Annotated in this window: 19 protein-coding genes and 3 tRNA genes; 12 read left to right on the top strand and 10 right to left on the bottom strand. The window is 43.1% G+C overall.

Annotation, left to right across the window (positions count from 1 at the left end; genetic code table 11):
* The 5 genes from ACO1R6_RS10035 to ACO1R6_RS10015 all read right to left on the bottom strand — a co-directional run.
* A partial coding sequence (locus ACO1R6_RS10035) for a GTP-binding protein (RefSeq protein WP_486264387.1) occupies nt 1–344 on the bottom strand: 344 nt, incomplete at its 3' end.
* A gap of 93 nt (nt 345–437) precedes the next feature.
* A tRNA-Thr gene (locus ACO1R6_RS10030) sits at nt 438–509 on the bottom strand.
* A 73-nt stretch (nt 510–582) separates the two neighbouring features.
* Nucleotides 583–655, bottom strand: a tRNA-Gly gene (locus ACO1R6_RS10025).
* Nucleotides 656–747: 92 nt separating this feature from the next.
* Nucleotides 748–830: transfer RNA gene (locus tag ACO1R6_RS10020), tRNA-Tyr, on the bottom strand.
* 611 nt (nt 831–1,441) lie between these two features.
* Nucleotides 1,442–4,006 (bottom strand): M1 family aminopeptidase, encoded by a 2,565-nt coding sequence (locus ACO1R6_RS10015; protein ID WP_486264385.1) that lies wholly within the window; start codon nt 4,004–4,006, stop codon nt 1,442–1,444.
* Nucleotides 4,007–4,091: 85 nt separating this feature from the next.
* On the opposite strand from ACO1R6_RS10015, the gene ACO1R6_RS10010 reads away from it, so the two are divergent.
* The 3 genes from ACO1R6_RS10010 (at nt 4,092) to frr (ending at nt 6,189) form a co-directional block, all read left to right on the top strand.
* Nucleotides 4,092–4,592 (top strand): acyl-CoA carboxylase biotin carboxyl carrier protein subunit, encoded by a 501-nt coding sequence (locus ACO1R6_RS10010; RefSeq protein WP_486264383.1) that lies wholly within the window; start codon nt 4,092–4,094, stop codon nt 4,590–4,592.
* A 177-nt stretch (nt 4,593–4,769) separates the two neighbouring features.
* Nucleotides 4,770–5,477 carry a UMP kinase gene (pyrH, locus tag ACO1R6_RS10005; protein WP_486264381.1) on the top strand — a complete coding sequence of 236 codons (708 nt, stop codon included), beginning with the start codon at nt 4,770–4,772 and terminating at the stop codon, nt 5,475–5,477.
* A gap of 148 nt (nt 5,478–5,625) precedes the next feature.
* Nucleotides 5,626–6,189 (top strand): ribosome recycling factor, encoded by a 564-nt coding sequence (frr, locus tag ACO1R6_RS10000; protein ID WP_486264379.1) that lies wholly within the window; start codon nt 5,626–5,628, stop codon nt 6,187–6,189.
* Nucleotides 6,190–6,591: 402 nt separating this feature from the next.
* On the opposite strand, the gene ACO1R6_RS09995 is transcribed toward frr, so the two are convergent.
* Complete coding sequence (locus ACO1R6_RS09995; RefSeq protein WP_486264377.1) at nt 6,592–9,000, bottom strand: TonB-dependent siderophore receptor; 2,409 nt, start codon at nt 8,998–9,000, stop codon at nt 6,592–6,594.
* 378 nt (nt 9,001–9,378) lie between these two features.
* Between ACO1R6_RS09995 and ACO1R6_RS09990 the strand changes: the two genes are divergently transcribed.
* Entirely contained in the window at nt 9,379–11,400 is a 2,022-nt protein-coding gene (locus ACO1R6_RS09990; protein ID WP_486264375.1) for an alpha amylase C-terminal domain-containing protein, read from the top strand.
* Between the two features lie 701 nt (nt 11,401–12,101).
* Here ACO1R6_RS09990 and ACO1R6_RS09985 read toward each other — a convergent pair.
* Nucleotides 12,102–12,539 carry a hypothetical protein gene (locus ACO1R6_RS09985; RefSeq protein WP_486264373.1) on the bottom strand — a complete coding sequence of 146 codons (438 nt, stop codon included), beginning with the start codon at nt 12,537–12,539 and terminating at the stop codon, nt 12,102–12,104.
* Between the two features lie 589 nt (nt 12,540–13,128).
* A complete protein-coding gene (locus ACO1R6_RS09980) occupies nt 13,129–14,211 on the bottom strand; it encodes a spore photoproduct lyase family protein (protein ID WP_486264371.1) in 1,083 nt (360 codons plus the stop codon).
* 480 nt (nt 14,212–14,691) lie between these two features.
* On the opposite strand from ACO1R6_RS09980, the gene ACO1R6_RS09975 reads away from it, so the two are divergent.
* The gene (locus ACO1R6_RS09975; RefSeq protein ID WP_486264369.1) at nt 14,692–16,665 is read left to right on the top strand and encodes a hypothetical protein; all 1,974 of its coding nucleotides are present in this window, start codon (nt 14,692–14,694) and stop codon (nt 16,663–16,665) included.
* Nucleotides 16,665–18,590, top strand: coding sequence for a DUF3857 domain-containing protein (locus tag ACO1R6_RS09970; RefSeq protein ID WP_486264367.1), 1,926 nt, complete (start codon nt 16,665–16,667; stop codon nt 18,588–18,590). The genes ACO1R6_RS09975 and ACO1R6_RS09970 overlap by 1 nt, the downstream gene beginning before the upstream one ends.
* A gap of 17 nt (nt 18,591–18,607) precedes the next feature.
* Here the strand turns inward: ACO1R6_RS09970 and ACO1R6_RS09965 are convergent, their stop codons facing one another.
* Nucleotides 18,608–19,690, bottom strand: coding sequence for a hypothetical protein (locus tag ACO1R6_RS09965; RefSeq protein ID WP_486264365.1), 1,083 nt, complete (start codon nt 19,688–19,690; stop codon nt 18,608–18,610).
* A 79-nt stretch (nt 19,691–19,769) separates the two neighbouring features.
* On the opposite strand from ACO1R6_RS09965, the gene ACO1R6_RS09960 reads away from it, so the two are divergent.
* The 3 genes from ACO1R6_RS09960 to sucC all read left to right on the top strand — a co-directional run bounded on the left by ACO1R6_RS09960 (nt 19,770) and on the right by sucC (nt 22,680).
* Entirely contained in the window at nt 19,770–20,183 is a 414-nt protein-coding gene (locus tag ACO1R6_RS09960) for a hypothetical protein (RefSeq protein ID WP_486264363.1), read from the top strand.
* Between the two features lie 27 nt (nt 20,184–20,210).
* Entirely contained in the window at nt 20,211–21,302 is a 1,092-nt protein-coding gene (locus ACO1R6_RS09955; protein WP_486264362.1) for a glycoside hydrolase family 113, read from the top strand.
* A 187-nt stretch (nt 21,303–21,489) separates the two neighbouring features.
* Complete coding sequence (sucC, locus tag ACO1R6_RS09950) at nt 21,490–22,680, top strand: ADP-forming succinate--CoA ligase subunit beta (RefSeq protein WP_486264360.1); 1,191 nt, start codon at nt 21,490–21,492, stop codon at nt 22,678–22,680.
* Between the two features lie 97 nt (nt 22,681–22,777).
* Here sucC and ACO1R6_RS09945 read toward each other — a convergent pair whose 3' ends face one another.
* On the bottom strand, nt 22,778–23,194 hold the full coding sequence (locus ACO1R6_RS09945) for an organic hydroperoxide resistance protein (RefSeq protein WP_486264358.1): 417 nt from the start codon (nt 23,192–23,194) through the stop codon (nt 22,778–22,780).
* Nucleotides 23,195–23,957: 763 nt separating this feature from the next.
* Between ACO1R6_RS09945 and ACO1R6_RS09940 the strand changes: the two genes are divergently transcribed.
* From ACO1R6_RS09940 to ACO1R6_RS09930, 3 genes are all read left to right on the top strand, one after another.
* Complete coding sequence (locus ACO1R6_RS09940) at nt 23,958–24,437, top strand: RHS repeat domain-containing protein (RefSeq protein ID WP_486264356.1); 480 nt, start codon at nt 23,958–23,960, stop codon at nt 24,435–24,437.
* The gene (locus tag ACO1R6_RS09935; RefSeq protein ID WP_486264355.1) at nt 24,367–25,596 is read left to right on the top strand and encodes a polysaccharide biosynthesis tyrosine autokinase; all 1,230 of its coding nucleotides are present in this window, start codon (nt 24,367–24,369) and stop codon (nt 25,594–25,596) included. Before ACO1R6_RS09940 ends, ACO1R6_RS09935 begins: the two co-directional genes overlap by 71 nt.
* A gap of 217 nt (nt 25,597–25,813) precedes the next feature.
* A partial coding sequence (locus ACO1R6_RS09930; protein WP_486264353.1) for a DUF7133 domain-containing protein occupies nt 25,814–26,508 on the top strand: 695 nt, incomplete at its 3' end.

Raw genomic sequence — 26,508 nt, 5'->3', positions numbered from 1 at the left:
TGGGGCATAGGACCATCGGTAGCAGCAACTACCAGGATAGCACCGTCCATCTGAGCAGCACCAGTAACCATGTTTTTTACGTAGTCAGCGTGACCAGGGCAGTCAACGTGGGCATAGTGACGGTTTTCAGTGGCATACTCTACGTGAGAAGTATTAATAGTGATTCCGCGTTCTTTTTCTTCGGGCGCGTTGTCGATAGAAGAGAAATCTCTTTTCTGGGCAAGACCTTTGTTCGCTAAAACCTGAGTAATAGCAGCAGTCAAAGTTGTTTTGCCATGGTCAACGTGACCGATAGTACCGATGTTTACGTGCGGTTTGGAGCGATCAAAATTTTCTTTAGCCATTTTATTAAAATTATTGAATTGTTAGTTTTTCGTTTAAACCTTTAACACAAAAAAAGCAAAGGCATCCTGCCCTGCTTTAGGTGATTAAGTTTGAGCCAACGATGGGAATTGAACCCACGACCCCTTCCTTACCAAGGAAGTACTCTACCCCTGAGCTACGTCGGCTTTTATAGTTATTAGCAGTTTGTGGCTAGTTTAAAACTAAATACCAATAACCAACTGCTGATAGCTTTTCTTGAGCGGGAGACGAGGTTCGAACCCGCGACCTACAGCTTGGAAGGCTGTCGCTCTACCAACTGAGCTACTCCCGCTTGTACTAAATAATGAGGAAATTTTGAATGAGGGACATGTGAATTCTAAATTTACTTATTCACTCATTCAAAACTCGCTCATTCTATTGTTGTGGGGAGAGAAGGATTCGAACCTTCGAAAGATTACTCTAACGGAGTTACAGTCCGTCCCATTTGGCCACTCTGGAATCTCCCCAAACTTATTACAGCTTACACTATAATTAAGAACTTATCCTTTGGTTTTTAGTAGCGTTGCGGCTATCTGTTTTCCTAAGGAGTTGCAAAATTAGACGCTTTTTTTTCTTTGTCAAACATTTCTCTAAAAATATTTAAGGAAAAATTTCTCAGTAGAAGCACCAAATCTGATTATAATCTTTTTAACCCAAGTAATTACTTGCCTTACAGCTAATTACTTTAAAGAAGAATAAGCTCAATCTAAAAGAAAGTATTTATGAATATGAGCAATTACTTTAGTAAAAATATAATTTCTAGGAAAGCAGTTAATAATTATTGGGCCTTTGGAAAGTTTTTTGTGTGACTTTATCTCTTTTTTATTTTCTAGAGTATACCTCTGCCTTAAACATAAGCGTTAACATCGTTTGCCAGTTGCCTGCTTTGGTGCGGAAGTTTCTGCCACACTTAATATCTAATTCCTTAAATACGCAATATTTGTTAGCTTTTAGTTCTGTTCAGAATATTCCTTTTAATATTTCCTTAAAGGATTTATAGTTAGGCCCGGAAGTAATCTGTACATGGTAGCAGTTAGTTCCACAACAACTTTACAAGAAACTTAGATAATTTGTAAAATCAATAGGTAATATTCTTGTAAATCTCTACCAACTTCGGGTCTTTCTCTTTGGCTTTTATATCCTGCTTTAAAGCCCGCATTTCCGGCGAATCAGAAGCTAAGGTTAAGGCCTGGTAAGCGCCAAGCCGCACGTAGTAAGCTTCGTGGTTACGGGCCAGATTTTCTAACTTGGTTAAAGCGCGTTTCTGTTCGGCAGGCGGTATTTTCATCAGGAAACCGCCAAAGTTCTGCAGAAAGAAAAAGAAGTCTTCGCCCCGCATTTTGTCTATGGTATTCATATACCAATCGTATTTTTCCGGGCCGCTAAAAAAGGCGTAGTAACCAGCTAAAGCACTTCTTACTTTGCCCGAGTTATAACTTTCGAAAGCCGCCAGGCGAGGCATTAAACCTTCTTGTTTAGCGGTGGTCAAGCCCTCAATGGCAGCTCCTACTACCGCGTACGAGCTGTCGTTTAAAGCCTGGTTAAGGGTAGGCAGGTAAGCGGGTTTATTTAAAGAGGCAAGCAGGTTTACGGCATCGGCCCGTACGGCACTTTTTTTATCGCGCAAAGCTATTTCCTGAATAAGCCGGGGCAGGGTTTCGTCGGGACCGGAATATTTACTCAGGGCAGTTATGGCATCGGAACGGGTTTGCCAGAACGCATCTTGCAGAGCTGCTTTGTACATAGCCAACACCTGGGGCTCATTTACCTTTGTACTAAGCTTTTGTAAGGCTTCTCTTTTGGGTAAATACTGGTTGGTGTGGTTAAACTGGTATAAGAATTCTGCATCGGATTTTGCATGTTCTACCTGGGCCAGCAATTGCTGGTCACCGTCAAATAAAACCAAGTTGGGGGTGCCGCTTACCGGAATATGAAAGGTTTGCCGGGCTTGCGTAATGGTTATGGGGTAATCGGTGCGTTTATTTTTTTGCCACACGGCTACTTTAAGCGGCAACTGGTAAATGGGCGTATAAGAGGAATCTTGTAGTTGCTGTACGTTTAAGGTTAACTGGCCATTCTGAAACGTGTGTGCCACCTGTAATTGCGGATGCCCCGGAGCCAGAAACCATTGGTTAAAAAACCAGTTCAGGTCTTCGCCGGTAATTTCTTCAAAAGCCAGGCGCAAGTCGGCGGCTTCTACACTAGAGAATTTGTGGCGGGTTAAATAAAGTTTAAGCGCCGCAAAAAATGCCTCATCACCGACGTAATTGCGTAACATGTGCAGGATACGGCCACCCTTGGCGTAAGAGTGGCTATCGAACATGTCTTCTTTGTCCTGGTAATGATACCGGATTAAAGGTTCTTGCTTCGTTTCAGCTTCGGCTAAATATTGCTGAAGTTCTTTCAGGCCGGCCGCATCTGCCGCCATTTTACCGTTTTTATGTTCTTCCCACAAATATTCGCTATAGTTTGCAAATGATTCGTTCAGTGGCAAATTGGCCCAGGACTCCATGGTTACCAAATCGCCGAACCACTGGTGAAATAATTCGTGTGCAATAATATAATCCCAATTAGCATCGAGTAAACCCCGGCGGTCTACCTGCACTTCTTCCATAAAAACCGATGCAGTGGTATTTTCCATAGCTCCCGAAACATAGTCGCGCACTACTACCTGGGCATATTTATTCCAAGGATAATCAATACCTAATTTCTGCGAAAAGAAATCCATCATGGCAGGAGTATTACCAAAAATGGCTTTAGCTGTATTTTTGTAGGCTGGTTCTACATAATAATTTACTTCGCGGTCGCGCCATTTATCTGGCACTATAGCAAATTCGCCTACGGCCAGCATAACCAGGTAAGGTGCGTGCGGTTGGTCCATTTTCCAGTAATCGGTCCGGGTACCATCGGAGTTATTACGGGAATTAACTAATTTACCGTTTGAAAGCGTGGTATACCGCGATTCTACCGTAATATATATTTCCTGAGTCATGCGCTCGTTGGGCCGGTCTAGGGTTGGGAACCAAACCGAGTTGGCTTCCGTTTCGCCCTGGGTCCAGATTTGCCGGGGCCGATTGGGATCGGTGCCTAAGGGATTGATAAAATATAGCCCTTTATCAGAAGTTATGGCGGCACTGCCTTTTGCTTCCAGTTCGTTGGGCTTAGCGGTATATTTAATATAAAGCTTTACATTTTCGGTGCGGGTATAGGTTTTATCCAGGGTAATGGTAAGCTTACGCTGGTTGTATTCGTGTTTCAGGTTTTTATTTCCGCTTTCGGAAACCAGTTGTACCGCCTGAATATCCATACCTTTGGCATCGAGTACCACTGTTTGCTGCGGGTAAAAATAAGGCTTAAGGGTAAGGGTAGCTTCGCCGTATAAATATTGCTTCTGCCAGTCGAACTTTACCCGTAAGACCGTATGGATTAAGTCCATTACTTTCTTTTCGGAAGGATTATAAGGACCTTTTGATTCCGGAAGAACCGGTTTACCGGCGGGTACCGTATCGGTGGCTGGTGTGGTTTCTATCCCTAATACCGGCGATGCTGTAGTTCCTAATGCCGGAGCCTTTGCTCCTTGACAACCCACACCTAAACCGGCCAGCAGAAAGCAGCCGGCTATACCCCAAAGCTTAAAATTCATACAGGAATGTTTTATATTTGTGGCCAATATCTGAAATTACTGCCAGATTTAAATTAACTTTAAGCCCGAAAAACCGACCCCACTTATGCTGCAAGTTACTACCCCTAACGGGAAACAATGGCAAGTCGATGTAGATAAATCCGAAATACTTGTAGATAATAAGCCTTTTGCCTGGGATATTACGCCTATTCGGCCGGGCACCTACCATATTATTAAAGATAATGTATCTTACTCCGCCGAGATTATTTCGGCCGATTTCCAGCACAAAACTTTTGAAATTAAAATAAACGGGCACCACCACCACATTGCCCTGAAAGACCGCTTTGATATTTTGCTGGATAAAATGGGCATGTCGGTGGCTAATACGCAAGCCATAAACGAAGTAAAAGCACCTATGCCGGGCCTGATTGTAGCCATTAAAGTAACCCCCGGTCAGGAAGTAAAAAAAGGCGATCCGTTATTAATTCTGGAAGCCATGAAAATGGAAAATATTTTAAAAGCGCCCGGCGACGGAGTAGTAAAAAGTATTCAGGTTAAATTACGGGAGAACGTAGAGAAAAACCAGGTGCTGGTTTTATTTAACTAATGCCGGGGCGTATAATTATTTGTTTTAGCTACGTATAGCATACCAGTTAACGCGGTAGATGGAATAAAGAATAAATTAACCGCTTTAAACCAACGGTTCTAACCCGTAGCCTAAACCAGAAAACCTTGATTTAAGTTATAAAATAAAATCTAAATATATTACATCTAAAAAATTAGCGTGAAATACAAAAGGATACTTTTAAAGCTTAGCGGCGAAGCCTTAATGGGCGAACAACAATACGGCATTGATACCAACCGATTGCTGCAATATGCCTCTGATATAAAAGGCGTAACCGAATTGGGAGTGCAGGTGGCCGTTGTAATTGGCGGAGGTAATATTTACCGCGGGGTGCAGGCAGAACAGATGGGCCTGGACCGGGTACAAGGCGACTACATGGGTATGCTGGCCACTGTAATTAACAGCATGGCTTTGCAAAGCGCCCTCGAAAAATCGGGCGTACATACCCGTTTATTATCTGGTATAAATATTCAGCAGGTATGCGAACCTTACATTCGGCGGCGGGCCATGCGCCACCTCGAAAAAGATCGGGTAGTTATTTTTGGAGCCGGTATTGGTAGCCCATACTTTACCACCGACTCGGCCGCCAGTTTGCGCGCCATTGAAATAGAAGCCGATGTAGTTTTAAAAGGCACCCGCGTAGATGGCATTTATACCGCCGATCCCGAAAAAGATCCGACCGCCGTTCGGTATGAGCATATTACCTTTCAGGACGTATTCGAGAAAAATCTGAACGTAATGGATATGACCGCCTTTACCCTTTGCCGCGAAAACGAACTCCCCATTATTGTTTTTGATATGAACAAAGTAGGCAATTTACGCCGGGTAGTAGATGGCGAGCGGGTAGGCACTTTGGTTTCTATTTAAATTTATAAAGCTTAAAATCTTTAACCAGGTTTTTGCCATTTACAGACGTTTTATTTTATCGCAAAAACATTTTTACAAAATATATTAATCTGCCAGAAGTACTTCTTAACGGAAAATTGATAACCAGCAACTGATAAACAATTTAAATATGGAAGAAGAAATTCAGTTTTATTTGAGCGAAGCCGAAGAATCGATGCAAAAAGCGTTGCAGCACACCGGCACTGAATTAACTAAAATAAGAGCGGGCAAAGCCTCGCCGGCTATGGTACAAGACATGCGGGTCGATTATTACGGTACCCCTACCCCTATTTCGCAGGTGGCCAATATCAGCACCCCCGATAGCCGTACCATTTTTATTAAGCCTTGGGAAAAAAACATGATAGGCGAAATAAACAAGGCCATTAAAAACAGCGATTTGGGCATACAGCCTTTGCAGGAAGCCGATGGCGTACGCCTGAATATTCCTGCCCTGACGGAGCAACGCCGCCGGGATCTGGTAAAACAAGCCAAATCGGAAGGTGAAAGCGGAAAAGTGCGCGTGCGTAACATCCGGAAAGATGTGAACGACTCTTTGCGCAAACTCCTGAAAGAAGGAGCTGCCGAAGATGCCATTAAAGATGCCGAAACCAAAGTACAGAAACTTACCGATAATTATATTGTAAAAGTAGATGAACTACTAAGCCGTAAAGAATCAGAAATAATGACTATCTGATTTAATTTGGCTGTGCTACTTAAACAAAATCGGCGCTGGTTTTACACCAGCGCCAATTTTGTTTAATGGCTTAGATAATTATTTAAATGGCTTTTATCTAAGTTTAACCTTTAGATATGATCAAATACAAATAAAGGCCCGAATAATACCGCATAGTAAGTACTAGTTTCTATAACAACAGGCCAAGTAATTTATTTACCTAAACCGTTCTGAAAGAAGCTAACCAGCCTGATTCCTCCTGATATTCTTATTTATAGCAACAGCTTTATACAATTAGGTATAATTATTTAATTAAAATTTACACCCGTTATTTCATTTTATACGCCGGGTTTTCTGTAGCCGGCTCAGCCGCCAATAACCCTGTTTATTGCCTTTTGCCTTCCAGCTACGTTTTTTAAATATTTAGAATTTAAAAGAAAGGGTGCTTACAAACTGGCGCGGCGGAATGGGGTTAATACTATAATTTTCGTGCACGTAATAGTTTAGCTCGTTGGTTAGATTAGATAATTTACCAATAAAAGATAGTTGCTTATAGGTATAACCTAAAGATAAATCTAAAGTAGTAAACGCATTTACCGGAATAAGCCGGTTTACGCCTTCGGCCACATTGGCATTGGTATTATTCCAGCCGCCATTGCGTTTACCCGTATAAAAACCGGAAGCTCCTACTTTTAACCCTTTTATAACGGAATTCTGGAAGGTATAAAACACTGTGGCATTTGCTGTATGTGCCGGATTACTTACCAACCGTTGTCCTTCGGCATAACTCGAACCTACGCCCGAAGTATTTGTATAGCGCATAAAATTATAGCTGTAGCCGGCCAATACGTTTAAACCGGGCAAAATAGTACCGCTTACATCTAGTTCGGCACCATCGCTGGTAGTTTGGCCGGTCATTTCTTTAATAGTGGCATCGGCATTCACAGTTACTCCATCCGCTAAAAATTGGGCTTGCTGGGCCAGGTTATTATTTATTACTTTATAAAAAGTAAGGTTTGCCGATAATCTATCTTTAATCAAATCATTTTTGATACCCACCTCATACTGGTCAATAATAGAAGCTTCCAGGTTTTGGTCGTAAACATCTTTGCCGGAATTAGGGGTGAAATTATTGGAATAACTGGCAAAAACAGAAGTAGTTTTCAGTGGTTGGTAAACCAGCCCTACGCGGGGCGAAAAAGCGCGATCGTAGCGGGTAGTTGCGGTAGTACTTTTGGTTGTCGTTTTCTTATCGAAATCATAGGTTTCGGCTACGGCCACTTTTTGGTAAGACCAGCGCAAACCGGCCAGTACTTTAAATTTATCAGATAAGCCAATTAAATCCTGGGCGTATGCCCCAAAGCGGTAAGTTGGCGTTTCGGTCCGCGATTTTAAAGGTGTTTCGGGTTCGTCGGTGCGGGCGGTATATTTGGTTGGGTCCAGAATATTTATTTTATCGTAAGCCGTGCTAAAGTTAAAAGCATGGGTCTTGTTCAGGTATTGTTCGGCATCGGTACCCACCAATAGGGTATGAGAAATATTGCCGGTTTTCGCATTACCGGTTAAATTTAACTGGCCGGTATAGTAATTTTCGGCAATTTTAGAACGGGTAAGTGCCCGGTTCCAGTCGCCGTTTTCTAAAGCCTGTATCCGTTCGGTAGAAAAATAATTGCGGTTAAATACTTGTTGCGAACCGATAAAATTCAACTTCCAGTCATCATTTAACTGATGGTTTACCGCAACCGAAGCATTGGTTTGGGTTACCTGGTTATAAGCCCAAGGAGTATTAAAGAAACGGGAGCGGGAAATATTGGTCGGGATTTTACCGGCCACGGAACCAATACCAAAATCCGGGGTAAAATCATTATCCAGATAATCGCCTTGTACCAATATTTCGGTTTTAGAACCTAATTTATACAACAAAGAAGGGTTTACATAAAATCGTTTTGATTCTACACTATTACGGTAGCTTTCGGCAGTTTCGTAAGTACCAATTACCCGGAAAGCTAAATTTTTCGAGATGGGTCCGTAAACATCGGCAATGGGCTTATATAAATTATAGCTACCGGCACGCATCGAAACTTCGCCGCCGTAATTAAATTTGGGTTGCTTGGTAACCATGTTAATTACCGCACCGCCGCTCACATTACCATATAATAAAGCCGCACTGCCTTTTAAAACTTCTACGCGTTCTAAGGTGCTGGCTTCCGGAATTACCGCCGAATTAGAGCGGGCACCATTTTTAAAAATATTGTTCGCCCCCAAATTATAACCCCGGGCAAAAAATGTTTCGGAAGTAGAACCACGGGTAGTACCCAAAGCCACGCCATTTACGTTTTTAATAACATCGCTTAATTTAGAAACTTGTTGTTCAGCAATAACCTGGCTCCCGATAACAGCTATGCTTTGGGGCATATCCATCGGGTTAATAGCTATTTTACCTACGCTTACCGGCTTTTTATTAACCGTACGGGTATCGGTAACCACCACTTCGCTTAACTGCTGCGAACTTTTAGGTAAAACAAAATCGAGGCGGGTAATTTGTCCGCTGGCTACGGTTATCTCTTTTTCCTGGGCTTGCAAACCCACGTAAGTGGCTACCAGCGTATAATTGCCTTCTTTTACATTTCTAATCTGGTAAGTTCCATCCTCTGCCGATATGCTCCCCTTGTTTGTTCCCTTTAACATAATATTTACAAATTCAACCGGGTTGCCATCGGTAGATAAAACCTGGCCTTTAATGGTACCGGTAGGTGCCGATTCGGCGATGCTGGCAAAAGTCTGGGCTTGCAGGTGTAAAAAACTGGCGCAGAAAAAGATCAATAAAAGCAAAAATTTAGAAGGTAGAGTTAGCTGGCACATGCGTTGAGTAACAACAGTTTTATAAAAATTATTTAGAATGATTTTAAACAGCAGCAAAGTAATAGACTATTTAGAATTAATCCAAATAAAAATATTACTTAAAATGAACTTTTTTATAAATCTATGAAACCTTGAATATGGCCGTATAAACACAGTACCCTTGCTACAGAAGAAATATTTAACTTATTAGGCTTAAAAGAAATATTTAAAACCGGTTAATAGCTAAGACATTTGCCCGTATTCTGATGAGTGATTTTAATAAATGTGCCTGGTTATTAAGAAAATTCTATCCTACTCCGCCAGAAATTCGTTAATTCGAGGCAAGTCTTTTAGAGAAGCAAAAAAATTATGAAAAAAGCATCGCCTGCCCTGCAACTAGTTAAAGATGATTTATGGCTTTCGCCTTACGAACCAGATTTGATTGAACGTCAGCAAACGTACTACCGGGTTAAAAATAATATTGAACAGGAATATGGTTCGTTAGCCGCATTTTCGCTAGCCCACCAATATTTTGGCTTTAATTACAACCCCGACCAAAAAGGTTGGTGGTACCGCGAGTGGGCACCAGCCGCATATGGTTTGTCTCTTATCGGCGATTTTAACAACTGGGACCGGGAGGCCAATCCGCTTGCCATCAACAGCCGCGGGCACTGGGAAATATTCTTGCCCGATACCGAATATGCCGATAAACTTACCCCGGAGTCGCTAATAAAAGTACACGTAAGAGGTGCCAGCGGGAACTTAGATCGCATACCACCTTACATCCGGCGGGCGGTCCAAAACCCCGAAACTTACGATTTTTCCGGACAAATTTGGCCGGAAGTGCCTTTTAACTGGCAAGACCAGGATTTTGCGGTAAATACCATAACCGAGCCTATTATTTATGAATGCCACGTGGGCATGGCCCAGGAAAAAGAAGGTGTAGGCACGTTTAAAGAATTTACCCAGAACGTTTTGCCCCGCATCCAACAGGGAGGCTACAATTGCATTCAGTTAATGGCGGTAATGGAGCACCCGTATTATGGCTCTTTTGGTTACCATGTTTCTAACTTCTTTGCCGTGTCGTCGCGATTTGGTACACCCGAAGATTTAAAAGAGTTGGTAAACGAAGCGCACAAATTAGGGTTGGCGGTTATTATGGATGTGGTGCATTCCCATTCGGTAAAAAACGTAGCCGAAGGTTTGGTAAATTTTGATGGTTCTGGCCACCAATATTTTCATGCGGGCCCGCAAGGTTTTCACCCGGCCTGGGATTCGCGTGTGTTCGACTACGGCAAAAAAGAAGTGCGGCAATTTTTACTTTCAAACCTACGTTTCTGGCTCGAAGAATTTCATTTCGACGGCTTCCGGTTTGATGGTGTTACTTCTATGCTGTACCAACACCACGGCGAAGGCGTTTCCTTTGACCACTACGACCGGTATTTCCGGGCCGGGGTAGATAAAGACGCCATCACGTATTTACAACTCGCTACTACCTTAATCCAGGAAATAAAGCCGGGCGCTCTTTGCATTGCCGAAGATATGAGTGGCATGCCCGGTTTATGCCGCACCGTTGCAGAAGGCGGTATTGGTTTTGATTACCGTTTAGGCATGGGCATACCAGATTATTGGATAAAGCTTTTAAAACACCAACGCGACGAAGACTGGAATATTTACGAAATGTGGGGCGTATTAACCAACCGCCGCTATAAAGAAAAAACCGTAGCTTACGCCGAGTCGCACGACCAGGCCATGGTGGGCGATAAAACTTTAGCCTTCTGGCTCATGGATAAGGAAATGTATTTCCACATGCATGTAAACGATCCAAACCTGGTTATCGACCGTGGCATTGCGCTGCATAAATTAATCCGGCTTATTACCCTGGCGTTGGGCGGCGAAGCTTACTTAAACTTTATGGGCAACGAGTTTGGCCACCCCGAGTGGATTGACTTCCCGCGCTTGGGCAACAACTGGAGCCACAAATACGCCCGGCGGCAATGGAGCCTTGTAGACAACGAAAACCTGAAATACAAATATTTGGCGGCTTTCGACCAAGCCATGCTCCAGGTTATTCAGGAAAACAAAGTACTCTCGGCGGCGGCCGCGTGGCAGCTAAACATGGATACCGCCAATAAGGTAATTATTTTTGAGCGCGGTGGCTTGCTGTTTGTCTTTAATTTTAGCCCCACTAACTCTATTCCGGAATATAAATTATGGGTACCCAAGGCCGGCGCCTATAAAATAATTTTAAATTCCGATGCACCTGCTTTCGGCGGCTTTAACCGCATTCAGGACGATGTATTGTACCATTCTTTTACCGAGGATAATACAAATAAATTGTACCTCTACATTACCAATCGCACCACGCTGGTTTTAAAAGTACAGGAATAAATTAAAAACTATAACTGTATAATTTGCTAAAAGATTTCCGAAAAAATAAGGCGGCTACAGTAATAATTAGCCGCCTTACTTATAAATTATGTCCAGTATAGAATAGGATCTGTAGGAAAGCGGCGTTTAAGTTCGGTATAGAAAAGCTACGCAAGGTTTGCATGGTACTGGCATCGTATACAAACTTTTTACCACCAAATTTATTAAACATCATCGACCGCGTACTTTCGTCGAAGTTGATAGTATTTACAACACTTTACATTTTACTTGAATTAAACCTTGCCATAAAAAACAAGAGGGGAGCAGATGTATTCTTTACAATTACCTTGATTGATGCTACTGGCTTGGGATACGTTTAAAGGGCTTTAATTCTTAATAAACGTAAGATTACTTTAACTCCATCAACTATAAACAAAAAAACTATAAAAAGCAGAACGGCTACTAATACTTTGTAGAAAGTTCGTAGCAGACCGATCATTATTTTTTTAACCAAAGGCAAAATACCCAAAAGGTATCTTTTTCTTTTAGTTCGGGAATAAAGGAATACTGGTCCTAATAAATCCAAAAACAGGATAACTAACCTAAGTATTAAAGACTTGAACATTATAAATAATTATTGGATTATATAGCTTTCTGAATAATTATTTAACTGACTGTCAAATACCTTTAATCGCTTTCAGGTTAATTGAACCCCTTCCCTTTTATTGCGAATGCTCCCATTTAACCAAATTCCATCCAATGGCTACATCTGCTACGTACTCCTTTTTAAAGGTGAGTTGGATTATGCAAGGAAGCAGCATACGCGGATAAAGCGGCTTAATATTTCTAATTATTCGACGATATTTTACCGTGCAAATAATTTCATCTGTCGCTACTTCAGAGGGCAAAGGGAGTTCATTACGAACATCCGCAATTTTATCTTTTAATAGCATAGGCGCTTCGTATAAATAAAACTTGTTTAAATTATCTAGCAAACATCTGATGCAGTAATAGTTATAATTACTAATTCCCACGGCATAAGATCTCCGGGTTCGCGCCAGCGCTTTCTTAAAAGAAACATTAATATTCTCCACCAGTTCTTCTTTCAGAGGCAGCATCAGCCATTCGGGGTAAAATCGTGCAACAGAAATAACTGACATGTTTCACCTTTCAGTACTTGCAGATTATTCTTAATAAAGTCTGCAGCCTCATGGGTTAAATTGGTATGATATTAATATCTTTTTACAAGCACTTTAATGCATTATAGCTATCTATTGCAACAGACTTTGATACAAATATTAGACACTAAGATTAACGCCTTATTAAAAAGATATTAAAATTTAATTAAAAATTAGGATATATTTTAACCCCTAAACACAAATTAAACACAAAAATCAGAAGCTAGCACTTAAAAAATATAGCCTCCTGAAATATTTAATCTACAATAAGTTAATGTAGTACCCCATTTAACAGCAAAACCGCCAAGCCTGAAACCAAACTGTTCTGAATAAAAGAGGTTAACTAAAGAAAAGATTAAAACTTTAAATAGGGTAATTAATTTGGCTGACAATATGCGGTGGCTATTCTGGCACAACGCCACTGCGCGTTAACGATCCGCTCCTTATTGGCCAATTACGTTTTATGAAGAATAGTATAAATTAAATTCCAGGAATTTAAATATTCTAAAACGTGGTAAATACCTGATAAGTAAGGCGGCTGCAGTAATAATTAGCCGCCTTACTTATAATATTATGTCCAGTATAGAATAGGAGCTGTAGGAAAGCGGCGTTTAAGTTCAGTATAGAAAAAGCTACGCAAGGTTTGCATGGTACTGGCATCGTATACAAACTTTTTACCACCAAATTTATTAAACTTCATCGACCTCGTACTTTCGTCGAAATCGATAGTGGTGTTGGGGTACCACTCCTGCAAAAGTGCTTTAGAACCCGGTGTAAACCGGTGACTGATTAATTCAAAAGTAATATTGCAGGAAAAATCTAATGTGCGTTCCAGGCTATCGAGTAAACCGGTATATTGTTCTTCCCAATCGGGTACGGCCATAATGGGGGCAATGACCAAACCTACCTGGTAACCGCCGCCACCAGCCGCTTTAGGTAAAGCCAACTTGCGCACGGCCGCCAGGCGAGCCGCCATAGAAGCCGTACCTCCTTCCAAGCGCCTCGAGATTAAATCGGCGTTGAGGCTAATGCGGGGTTGCGTATGGTTGTTATGGGGCAGGGCCAGCAAATTATCGACCTGGCTGTACTTGGTTACCCAGCGGAGGTGCATGTCTTCCTTTTCGCCAAAAAACCGGATGGTTTCGGCTAAACTGCCGGTTAAATGCTCAATACCCAAAGGATCGGTATAGCAACTGGCTTCAAAAGTAGTAAGCTGGCCCGGCCGGCGGTAATTAGTTAAATTATTCAGAATAGCCGGTAAGTTGGCGAAAGCCCGGATAACCGGCGGCCCCTGTAAACTGCCCGCCAAATAACAATACTGGCAATGGGCCGGGCAACCTTCGGCCAAATGAAACTGGTAATCGGCCGAAGGCGGAATTGGTTGCAATTTAAAAGCACTGGGCGGCGCCGTTACAATGGCTAACGTATTCTTTGCATTCCGGTAAGTTTCGCGTTCGTCGGTACCACGTAAATTTACCAAACGGTTTTGTTTAAGTTCCTGCACAGGCAAGCCTAAATCCTTTATCCGCTCGTACATTTGCTGTCCCCAAGGCTCCTGCAAAGCGGCCGGCGTAATAAGCACTCGTTTGGGCATCCACAACTTAGTTGCCGGTATAGCCGGTTTTACTTCTGTTTTATCCGCTGCTACTATCATTTATTTCTTAAATTCTGGTTAAAGCTTGTTTTCCGGCTTCTGCACTTACATACCTTAAAGCGGTATTCAGCAGCCAAATAATTAACAAAATCAACCAGCATTTAATTCTATAGCAGCAACCTCAAACATCAATAAATATTATTGATTTTCAATAACTTACATTAAAATTTAATTTATTTAACGCCGCTATTAAAGGCAATAAAGAAGCAGATTTATTCTTTAGTTGTACTGGCTTAAAAGCTTAAATATTATTGTTTTAGATAAGATATAATCTATCTAAATTAATTATTACAACCGTTTGCCATTGGTGGTAAGCTTACACGTATTTATTTAACAGCCAATCAATATTTAATATACTTTTTATTGAGTATTGTTATATAGGTTATTTATGATTAATTTTCAGGCGATATTTTTTGCAATATATAAAGAACCTGTTTACACGCCTTTAATCCCTAAAAAACACTTAACCCCTTCTTTTACATGAAGAAAATTTTACTTTTTGCTTTTACCTTTTTATTGCATTTTACCGGCTATGGCCAGGATCACGGCTTTAAGTTCGGGTACGTTACCCCACTGGAATTGCAAATGAAAGTGTACGACCGCGACACCACTGCCAATGCCGTAGTACTTCAGGAATTCGGCGAATCATACATCGACAATAGCAACGACCACAATTTACTGCACGAGTACCACGTAAAAATCAAAATCCTGAACAGCAAAGGCTTTGAGCAAGCCAATATTTCTATACCCTTAAGCAAGCATAATGGTAAAGCAGAGCGGGTAAGCAAAATAGAGGCGGCTACCTTTAATCTGGTAAATGGCCAGGCCCAGGAAACCAAATTCGACGGTAAAAAGGTATTTACCGAAAATAAATCTAAGTACCTGGATGTGGTAAAATTTACCTTGCCTAATATTAAAGAAGGCAGTGTAATTGAGGTGCGTTATACCCTGGAGTCGCCGTTTGTGCGCAATTTTAAGTCGTGGGAGTTTCAGGCCGATATTCCTAAAATTTACAGCGAATACTGGGCCAAAATACCCGGCAACTACAACTATAATATTACCCTGCGGGGCTTTCAGAAATTAGAAAAACAAGACTCTGAGTTAATAAAAGATTGCTTTACGCCCGGTGGCGGCTACAAAGCCGATTGTGCTTTAAATAAATACATGATGCGCCATGTGCCCGCCTTTATTGAAGAAGATTACATGACAGCCCGCAGCAACTTTATTTCTTCCATAAATTTTGAGTTATCGCAGCTGAATTATTTTGATGGCCGGAAAGAAAAATTTACCAAAGAATGGAAAGACGTAGACCTGGAACTCCGCAACGATTCGCAGTTTGGCACCCAGTTACGTAAAGGCAAAGATGTTTTTAGCGATTTAGCTGTTCTGGTAGCCTCCGAAAAAGATTCTTTAACCAAAGCCCAAAAGGTTTTTGATTTTGTGAAAGGCTGGTACAAATGGAACAATACATACGGCAAATACAGCGAATTTGGCATTAAAAAAGCCTTCGATAGTAAAACTGGCAACGTAGGCGACATAAACTTATCGTTAGTAGCAGCTTTAAACATGGTGGGCTTTAATGCCGAACCGGTAATATTAAGCACCCGCGAAAATGGTTTGCCGGTAGATATACATCCGGTAATTACCGATTTTAACTACGTAGTGGCCAAAGTAAATATTGGCGGTAAAACTTATTTATCTGATGCGACCGATCCGTTTATTACGTTTGGTATGCTGCCCATCCGGTGTTTAAACGGCAGAGGCCGGGTTATTACCGCCAAGGGCCCCTCTTATTGGCTGGATATAAAACCCAACGACAAAATAAAGCAGGTAGTTTACATGAGCCTTACCCTACAGCCCGATGGCAATTTTACCGGCAAAGTAACCAACACCTCTAACGGCTACGATGCCCTGTCGGAGCGCAAACACATTAATTCTTTTAACAACCACGAGGAGTACATTGAGGAGTTAGACGAAAAGTGGAACCGCATAAAAATTAAGAAATACGAAATAAAAAATATCGAAAATTTGGATAAAGCGCTGGTTCAGAACTTTGAAGTAGAGATAGAAGGTTTCGACGATCTGAATAAAAACAAATTATTTCTGAGTCCTTTTTTTGTTGATCGCTGGGATAAAAACCCGTTTACTTCGCCCGAACGCTTTTACCCCATAGACTTAGGTGCCCCCATTGAAACCCAGTTAATTTTAAACCTAGAGTACCCCAGCAATTTTGAACTGACCAATGTACCGGCCCCGGTTATGCTGGCTTTGCCTAATGGTGGCGGCCGCTTTGTTTTTAACGTGCAGAGCCTGGGTAATAAACTAATCCTGAACAGCAATATTTCGCTGGCTAAAAACCTGTACAGTTCCGAAGAATACCATTACCTGAAAGAGCTGTTTAACCGCATTGTGCAGTCGTATAAAACCAACTTGGTATTTAATAAAAGAACCTAATGTTTAAATTTATTGCCCTCTTACTGGCAGGCTGCTTAGTAGGCTTTACCACCCAAGCCGGCGATTTGCCGGTTAATTACGATGCCGCTACCATTCCCAAAACTTTACAGCCGTATGCCAATGCCGTAATCCGGCACCAGGAAAGCATTACCGAAGTGAAAGCGCTGGACCAGGTTATTTACAAACACAAAGAAGCCATTACTATCCTCAATGCAAATGGTGCCGAGTATGCGCCCATTGTTATTCATTACGATAAATCGCGGCAGGTAAAAAACTTAAAAGTCAATATTTACGATGGCAACGGCAAACTACTAAAGAAAGTAGCCACCAACGAATTTCAGGATGTAAGTGCCATCAGTGATTTATCTTTGTTCGAAGATGACCGGGTAAAGCATTATACCCCCAACGTAAAATTTTACCCGTTTACCGTAGAAGTAGAGTACGAACTCCGGCTTAAAAACACGTTTTACTTTCCGGCCTGGCAGCCCCAGCGGGCTACCGATATTGCTGTGCAGAACAGTGTGTACCGCTTTATTTCTAAACCCGATTTTAATATTAGACTAAAGGAATTTAACTTAACGAAGCCGCATCTGCAAACCCAAACCAACGAAGACAAAACCGTAACCTGGGAAGCACAAAACTTGGCAGCTATCCGGAGTGAGCCCTACAGCCCTTTGAGCCGTGAAATATTTACCCGTGCCGAAATTGCCCCGGTTAAGTTTTCGTACGAAGGCATAACAGGCCAGTTTACCAACTGGCAGGAATACGGGCAATGGGCTTATAACAACTTGCTACAAGGGCGCGATAATTTACCACCAGCTACGGCTACTCACATTGCCCAAATGGTAAAAGATGTAAACGCGCCGCACGAAAAAGTAAAAAAGGTGTATGAATATGCCCAGCAGAAAAACCGCTACATAAGCGTACAAATTGGGATTGGCGGTTTACAACCCATGAAAGCCGAAGAAGTAGATCGCTTAGGTTACGGCGACTGTAAAGCTTTAACTAATTATACCCGCACCCTGCTGCAGGCGGCCGGTATAAAAGCATATTACACCGAGGTTTACGCCGGCACTAATCAAAAAAGCTATTTACCTGATTTTGCCAGTGCTTTTCAGGGTAACCACGCTATTTTATGTGTGCCGGTTGCGCAAGATACCATTTGGCTGGAATGTACCAGCCGTGATGCGCCTGCCGGCTATTTGGGTACTTTTACCGATAACCGCAAAGTTTTGCTGTACACCGAAAACGGTGGCGTAATTGCCCGTACCAAACAATACGCCCCGGAACAAAACCGGCAAATCAGAACGGCTACTCTTACCCTCGATGAAAAAGGATTGATGCAGGGCCAACTCGAAACCCGCTACGAAGGCACCCAATACGATAACCGCGAACAGGTAATGGCCAAAGTAGGCCGGGAAAGAACCGAACTTTTAAAAGAGATTTACCCCATTAATAACTTGGAAGTAATTAAATATGCTTTGGAGCCGCAAAAAAATGCGAACCCTTTTGTTACAGAAAAGATGGAAATAAAAGCGGCTGGTTACGGCACTTTATCCGATAATATGCTCATGGTGCCGATTTTCCAGCTCGATAAGAGCATTGGTGTACCTAAAGAAGTCCGGAACCGCAAACAAAAGGTAAATATTGCCCGCGGTTTTTACGACGAAGACCAGATTACTTTTAACGTACCGGCCAATTACAAACCCGATTATTTGCCCACCGCCGTTACCCTCGAAAACGAATTTGGTTACTACCGGACCGCTATTGCCTTTGCCCCCGGCAAAATAACTTACAGCCGGAAACTGTTTTTAAAAGAAGGAGAATTTGCTCCCGAAGCGTACGATAACTTTTACAATTTCTTAAAAAAAGTAAACCAAGCCGACCTCCAGAAGTTTGTTCTGGTGAAACACCCGGCAGAATGATTTATTATTAACAACACTTAAGGTTGAAATTGAAAAAACTTGGTTTGGCTTACCCGTTTGCTATTGTCAATAATTCTTACATCCAGAGCGTTGATGCCCTTGGCTTTAAAATCGCCCACGTAATATTTAGTTTCCCGGTCTTGCTCCTTAAATTCGAAATCGTTCTTTTTTAACAACTTCTTATTATTTGCATCATAAATATAAATACTAATGGGCGTGCCGGGTTTAAAATCCAGTTGTAAAATAATATAATCGGCCGTGTTGGTTTTTAAGTGATTTAGAGAAGCGTAGTTGGCAGCGGTTTCCGATAGCAGCAAGCTAGCACCGTCAGGAGCCGAAGCAATAATTTTATAGAAATAATTGCCATTAGCCGGAACCGTGTCGGTAGCAGCATAAGCTAGTTTGCCCCGGCCAAACGTATTTCTTTCGTGCGGCATGCTCTTGATGGCTGAAAACTTGTGTTCGGTATCCTTTCGCCGGAGAATCTGTAAAGTGGTAATCTGGTCACTCAGGTCTTCGGAAATATTCCATGCCAGGTGCACCACATCTTCTTTTACCTGCGTTGTTGTAGTAACTTTTTCTTTTACGGGTTGTACTGGTATTCCCCGGGGTTCTGTGCTCACTTGAATCTGGAAAGAACAAAAATCTTTTAAATAACCATCAACATTCAATAAATAAGAATAGTTTTCTTTCAGCCCTTCTAAGGCTACAAACACATCATCCTGGGTGGCCAAAGAGGTGCACGATAATATTTTATAAGTTTTAGGTTGGCAGGGCACTCCATCAATTACTACTAACTGAATGCCCCGGGTATCGCGGCATTGCTGCCCGTTAATGTTAATATAATATTTCCCGGCCTGGTTGGTTTTAAACCAGAACCATTGGTCGTTGTGGTACTCAATACATTTGCCGGTTAAAGACTCATCTACACAGGCCCAATCAACGGTGCAATCGGTGGTGTTGGAAAGAAAAGCCGGCGCATTAACTTTCAGTTCTATGCGCTTATTAATATCATTATTGGGTACCTGGGCATACGTAATTTTAAAAACCAAAAAGGTCAGCAACAAGGCTAGCAAGCTACTTTTAATAGTCGTGACCACTTGGTTATTAATTAAATACAGATAACTTTAAAGATTCTTATTGGTGGCTTTAATATTTTTAGAATGTAAATAATCTGCTATGAAATATTTAATGGCTCTTTTATTTCTGGTTTATGCAAAGAGCGGTTACACCCAGGCAGCACCAGATTTTATTATGGGTAAATGGCAGGTAGAACAAGTATTGTTGCCTAAGAATATTCCGCCTAAAATGCTTAAATTACTAAATAAAACAGCTGCTATTTACGCAGGAGCCCGCTTTTACTTTGCCCCCGATACCCGCTTTACTTTAATAGCTAAAGATTCTGAAAACAGCATTGAAAACGGTTATTGGGTATATACCCCGGTTACTAAAAGTATTAAAATTTATAACCGGGAAAACGAAGCGCAAGGCAAAACATTATTATTAGAATTTTCGGCCATGCAAAGGCCCGATGGTAGCACCTATTTCTCGCTCCAGGAAGAACCAATAACTTTAAAGTTAAAGAAAGAATAATTGGCTGAATATGATGGAGGTTTTAGAATGCGTATAAAAAGCAAGTTGATTTTACTGGGCTTTACCTTACTGAGCCTGGCCTTTATTTGCAAGGTATACCAGTTGCCTGGCTCTGATAATTCTGCCGAAATAAATAACAAAGTTATTGCTTCCCGCCCCCACCTGATGCGGGGCGTAAGTTGGGTAGCCGGCGACTCCGTTACTGAAGCCCAATTGCAAGCGCTTAAACAAAACAACGTACAATGGATTTCGCAAACGCCATTTGGCTGGCAGCGGGCTTACAACTTACCCGAAATACGGCTAAACACCGGTAGTTCCCGGGCTTACTGGGGCGAGAGCGATCAGGGGTTAATCCATACTACGCGCCTGGCCCGGCAAATGGGTATTAAAACCTTGCTCAAGCCGCATCTTTGGCTCCGCGACCGCTCGGGCAAATGGCTCGGCGATATAGAAATGACCGACGATGCGCAGTGGCAAGCCTGGTTTAATAATTACCGTACGTTTATTTTGCATTATGCCCAACTGGCCCAGCAAGAAAAAATAGAAGCGTTTTGTATTGGTACTGAATTGCACAAAGCAGCCACTACCCAGGAACAAGCCTGGCGCACCTTAATCAAAGATATTCGGAAAGTTTATTCGGGCCAACTTACGTACGCCGCCAATTGGTACCTGGAGTACGAACAAATTAAATTCTGGGACGAGCTAGATTTTATTGGTATACAAGCATATTTCCCGCTCACGCAAAAGAATAATCCTTCGATAGTCGAGTTAAAAAAAGGCTGGGAAAAGCATTTACCGGCTATTGCTAAAATTGCCCACCGCTATAAAAAACCGGTGGTATTTACCGAAGCTGGTTATAAAAGTACTGCCGATGCAGCCATAGAGCCTTGGAAATGGCCCGAAAGAGGCCAAGCGGTAGTTCTAAACGAATCGGAAGAAACCCAGCAGGTTTGCTACGAAGCCATGTTTCAGGCGGTGTGGCACCAGCCCTGGTTTGCTGGCATGTACATCTGGAAATGGTATCCGCACCTACGGGACAACGGCCGCGACCACCGCGATTTTACCCCGCAAAACAAGCCGGCAGCTCAGGTACTGGCTAATTGGTACAAGAAAGAATAAAAGTTAAATTATCTGTTTTAACAAAAACAGCCGAATAATAAAATTAAAAAGCGGTAAATATTACCTGATAACAAATTAAAAAATAATAACTACTTCCAATCCCAAGCTTTACTACTAACTGATCGCGGATAATGCTTGAATTTAAAAGGAATATCTTTTACTTTCGTGCCGGATAAAACCTGAACCTATGAACATACACGAATATCAAGGTAAAGACATATTAAAAAGTTACGGCGTACGTATTCAGGAGGGTATTGTGGCCGAAACACCCGATGAGGCTGTTGCTGCTGCTAAACGCCTGACCGAAGAAACCGGTACTGGCTGGCACGTAATTAAAGCCCAGATTCACGCGGGTGGCCGGGGCAAAGGGGGTGGCGTTAAGCTGGCCAAAAACCTGGAGCAAGTGCGCGAGCTATCATCGCAAATATTAGGCATGAACCTGGTAACGCACCAAACTGGCCCGGAAGGTAAAACCGTACACAAAGTGCTGGTTGCCCAAGATGTATATTATCCTGGCCCGTCGGAAGTAAAAGAATTTTACCTGAGTATTCTGCTGGACCGTGCCACCGGCCGCAACGTAATTATGGCCAGCACCGAAGGCGGTATGGACATTGAAGAAGTAGCTGAACATACGCCCGAAAAAATATTAAAAGAGTGGATCGACCCACGGGTTGGTTTACAAGGGTTTCAGGCCCGTAAAGTAGCTTTTGCCTTAGGTTTAGAAGGCGATGCTTTTAAAGAAATGGTTAAATTTATTCAGGCATTGTACCGGGCTTACGAAGACACCGATGCTTCGCAGTTTGAAATTAACCCGGTTTTAAAAACCTCTGATAACAAAATATTAGCCGTTGATGCCAAAGTAAACATCGACGATAATGCTTTGTACCGCCATAAAACCTTTAACGATCTGCGCGACTTAAACGAAGAAGATCCTTTAGAAGTAGAAGCTGGTGCCCACAACCTAAATTACGTAAAGCTAGATGGCAACGTAGGTTGTATGGTAAACGGTGCAGGTTTAGCCATGGCTACCATGGATATCATTAAACTATCGGGTGGCGAGCCGGCCAACTTCCTGGATGTGGGGGGTGGAGCCAATGCACAAACCGTAGAAGCCGGTTTCCGGATTATATTAAAAGACCCCAATGTTAAAGCCATTCTGATTAATATTTTTGGTGGTATTGTACGTTGCGACCGGGTGGCCAATGGCGTTGTAGAAGCCTATAAAAATATCGGCGACATTCAAGTACCTATTATTGTACGCTTGCAAGGTACCAATGCCGAAGAAGGCGCCCGTATTATCGATGAATCGGGATTAAAAGTTTTCTCGGCGGTCTTATTAAAAGATGCAGCGGCCCGGGTAAAAGAAGTATTAGCCTAGTTAATTGTTAATTGTTTTTAAAATAAAAAGCCTTCCGGGATTTCCCCGGAAGGCTTTTTATTTGCAGCATTAAATATTTTCAGGTTATATAAAGCTCTTAGACCACATTTAACTCTACGTTTATATTGCCTTTGGTTCCTACCGAATACGGGCAAACTTCGTGGGCTTGGTTTACTATTTCCTGTGCCTGATCTTTGGGTACACTTTTCAGGTCTACCTCAAGCTTTACACTTAAGCCATAATTGCCATTGTCTAATTGGTTAAGGCTTACGTGAGCCGTTACACTAGCTTCCTTATCCAACCTGATGCTCTGCTTACCTGCTACCAATAATAAAGCACTCAAAAAACAAGCCGAGTAGCCCGCAGCAAATAATTGCTCCGGATTGGTGCTTCCGCCCTTGCCGCCCAGACCTTCGGGCACGGATACCGGCATATCAATTACCCCATCTGTTGATTTTACATGACCATTGCGGCCGCCCGTGGCAGTAACCTCTGCCGTATACAATGTCTTCATAGTTATTTGCTTAAGTTAATCTTTGATTATTAAAGCTTAACTGGTTTGGGCCCAATTTGTTTTTTAATTTAATCTGTTTGGCTATGATGCTAATAGCCAGGTTAATTTTTACTTGTTCTGCCTGCAGAAAGGGAATTTACATAGGCTGCTTTTAAAATGGCTTAAATTTTGATAAGTAGAATTATTATTACTAAAAAATCTATTCGTAAAAAATATCTAAAACTTATATCTAATAAAATCTATATTATACTTTTTACGTATATAACAATATTCTAAAAAGTTGCTCCAAAATAATTCGTTCAGGAAAAGCTTTATTTGTCTCTTTTAGCTGTTTTTAACCAAATTGGTATTTATTTATTATTTATTATAATCGTTTTTGCCACCTTAACTCAAAATAAGATTAATTTTTTTTTAAATATACCAATATATAGGTATTGTTTAATATTTAGAATTTCACTTACTTGCATAAGTAATTATTCTAATATAAAATTTACCACCTAAAAAATTTAGAATACCTTTGGTGCCGCAATAAAGCAACAAAAAATATTAGAAGTAATAACATTAGCCATTAAATGCTCTTACATGATTGACACCAATAAACTTTATTTTAACGCTCAATTTAGGCCTATTTTTAATTATTTAAATACCATCAAAATTTAACGTATCCCAAAAACCTGTTTTATATATTTCATTAAATCCAAAAAAATAAAATTTTATATTAAACCCTTTTACCAAAGCTTCTTTTAATTATTCTTTATTTTATATGAAAAATTTTTATACCATTTTAACGAGCCTTTTATTTTCGACTTTACTACTAACGGCTTGCGGCGATAAAGACAATGAGAAACCGGCTAACTGCAACGTGGTTAAAGAATACGTTACCGATGCCGGCACGCGCAAACTCCTGAACCAATACGAATACGATGCAACCGGTAAACTAGTAAAATATACCAGCGAAGAAACTGGCAGCAAAACAGAAGGCCGGTTTGAGTACGATGCGTCTGGCCGTTTGATTAAACTTTACGATAAACTAACCATTGGCAACAACGGTACACCCTTTGATGGTGCAATAGAATATTTATACAACCCAAATGGCTTATTGTATGAAATGCACGTTTTTAGAGTTGAGAAAGGAAGCCAAACCCGGGTGTATGAATCTTCGGTTTACTACAATGAAGGCAGAATTATTCATCAACGAGGCGGAATTGAAGCGTGCCGTGGATACCGCTGCCGCCCAGATTGAGTCTGCCTACGAGGCCGCTCGCCGCTCCTACGAGCAAGCGGAGTCCGAAATGAAAAAGCGTCGTGAGGACTCGCTGGCCCTCGACCGTTTGTCGCTTGAATACACCGATAAGGAGCGCGCGCTGAAGACTGCGGAAAAGTTGCTCGAGACGATCGCGACCCGTCGTTCGGAAACCTCCATGACCTCCGAGATCAAGGCGGAAAATGCGCGCATCGTCGATCGCGCCGTCCCTCCCCGGGCAAACAAACCGATCTTCCCCAATGTGCCGCTCAACATCGGCCTAGGCGTCGTCGGTGGTTTGGGTCTCGGTCTGGCATTTGCGTTTTTCGTGGCCTATATCGACGACCGCGTGAAGAGCTCCTTCGACATTGAGGGCGTGATCGGCCTGCCGCTCATTGGCATCATCCCGCAGATCAAGCGCATGGAGCAGCCGGACAAGGCCCAGATCGTCGCCAGCAACGCCGATCGCCAAGTCTCGGAGGCGTTCCTTACGCTGCACTCCAGCTTGCGGCTTAAGGACGAAAGTAAGAACGCGAAGTGCATTCTCGTCACCAGCACGATCCCCGGCGAAGGCAAATCGTTCACTACGACCAATCTCGCGCTGACCTTTGCGGCGCATGGCGAGAAGGTGGTCGTCATCGATTGCGATCTCCGCAAGCCGAACGTCCATAAATCCTTCCGCATTGAAAATCTCAAGGGCGTGATCGATATCTGCAACGGCTCGGCGAAGATTGACGATGTGGTCGTTCGCAACGTGCATCCGAACCTGGATGTTATTCCAGCGGGCGGTCGTGCGAAGAACCCCACGCAGGTGCTCAACAGCAAGGCTTTCGAGCTCCTGCTCTCCGATCTGCGTAAAACCTATGATCGCGTCTTCATCGACACGCCACCGCTCGCGGCGGTCAGCGATGCGATGGTGGTTCTCCCGCTGGTCGATGGCTCGATCTTCACGATCTTCTTCAACAAGGTGCGTCGCAAGGCCGCGCAGTTTGCGGCGAAGAAGCTCCTTGAAGCCAACGTGCCCAACTTCGGCGCCGTCCTCAACGGCCTGAATCTCGCCGTCTCCGGCTACTACTACGCGCAGTACTATGACAAGTCCTACAAGGATTACTACGTGGTGATGTCCAAGAACGACGATTCTGGCGACAAGGAGAAGTAAGTTTCGCCCGCCAACTGTCACAGCCCTCGGAGCACCTGCTCCGGGCGTTCGAAAAAAGGAGAGCTTCGGCGCACGCCGGGTTCTCCTTTCTGTTTTTAGGCCTGCCGCACGAGGAGGGGCAGTAGAGCGCAAAATCATGCGACGACTCGCATGACGACGTACGCGGGTCGGGCATTGCGCGGGGCGCAACCATCGCGCAAGCTACGGCTTCCCTTTCATGAAATCACCCCGCCGTTTGCGCCGTCTGGCGCTCGTGTGCTCGAGTTTGTCGCTATTTCTCGCCCTTCCGGGCTTTGCCCAATCTGAGGCGGTGCAGCCGAAAAGCGGAAAGAAGAAAGCCGCCGCTGGAGAGAAAGACGGCAAGCCTGCCGAGCCGAAGACCGGCCCGGCCACCCCTGCCATGCTGCTCGCCGAAGTGGAAGCGGCACCGGAGTTTGACGTGACGGTGTTCGCGACGCCCGATCAAGCCAACTACCCGGTATACGTCGCGGCCTCACCCGACGGCACGGTCTACGTCGCCAGCGATGGCAATGGCTCGCTGGGGGTGGACCCCGGTCGCGGTCGCATCGTGCGCCTCCGGGATACCGACGATGATGGCAAGGCCGATGAGGTGAAGGTCTTCGCCAAAGTCGATTCGCCGCGCGGGCTCGTGTGGGATGTCGACCGCGCGTACCTGATGCACCCCCCGCATCTTAGCGCCTTCATCGATCACGACGGCGATGGTGTCGCGGATGAACAGAAGATTCTCGTGAAGAATGTCGGCTGGGGCCTGAAGGATCGCCCGGCCGATCACGCATCCAACGGTGTTACGCTTGGCGTCGACGGCTACCTCTATCTCGCGATTGGCGATTTCGGCTTCATGGAAGCCGAGGGCACCGATGGGCGAAAATTGACCTTCCGTGGCGGCGGCGT

The organism is Adhaeribacter sp., assembly GCF_057359045.1.
This window is presented reverse-complemented; position numbering and strand designations above follow the sequence as displayed.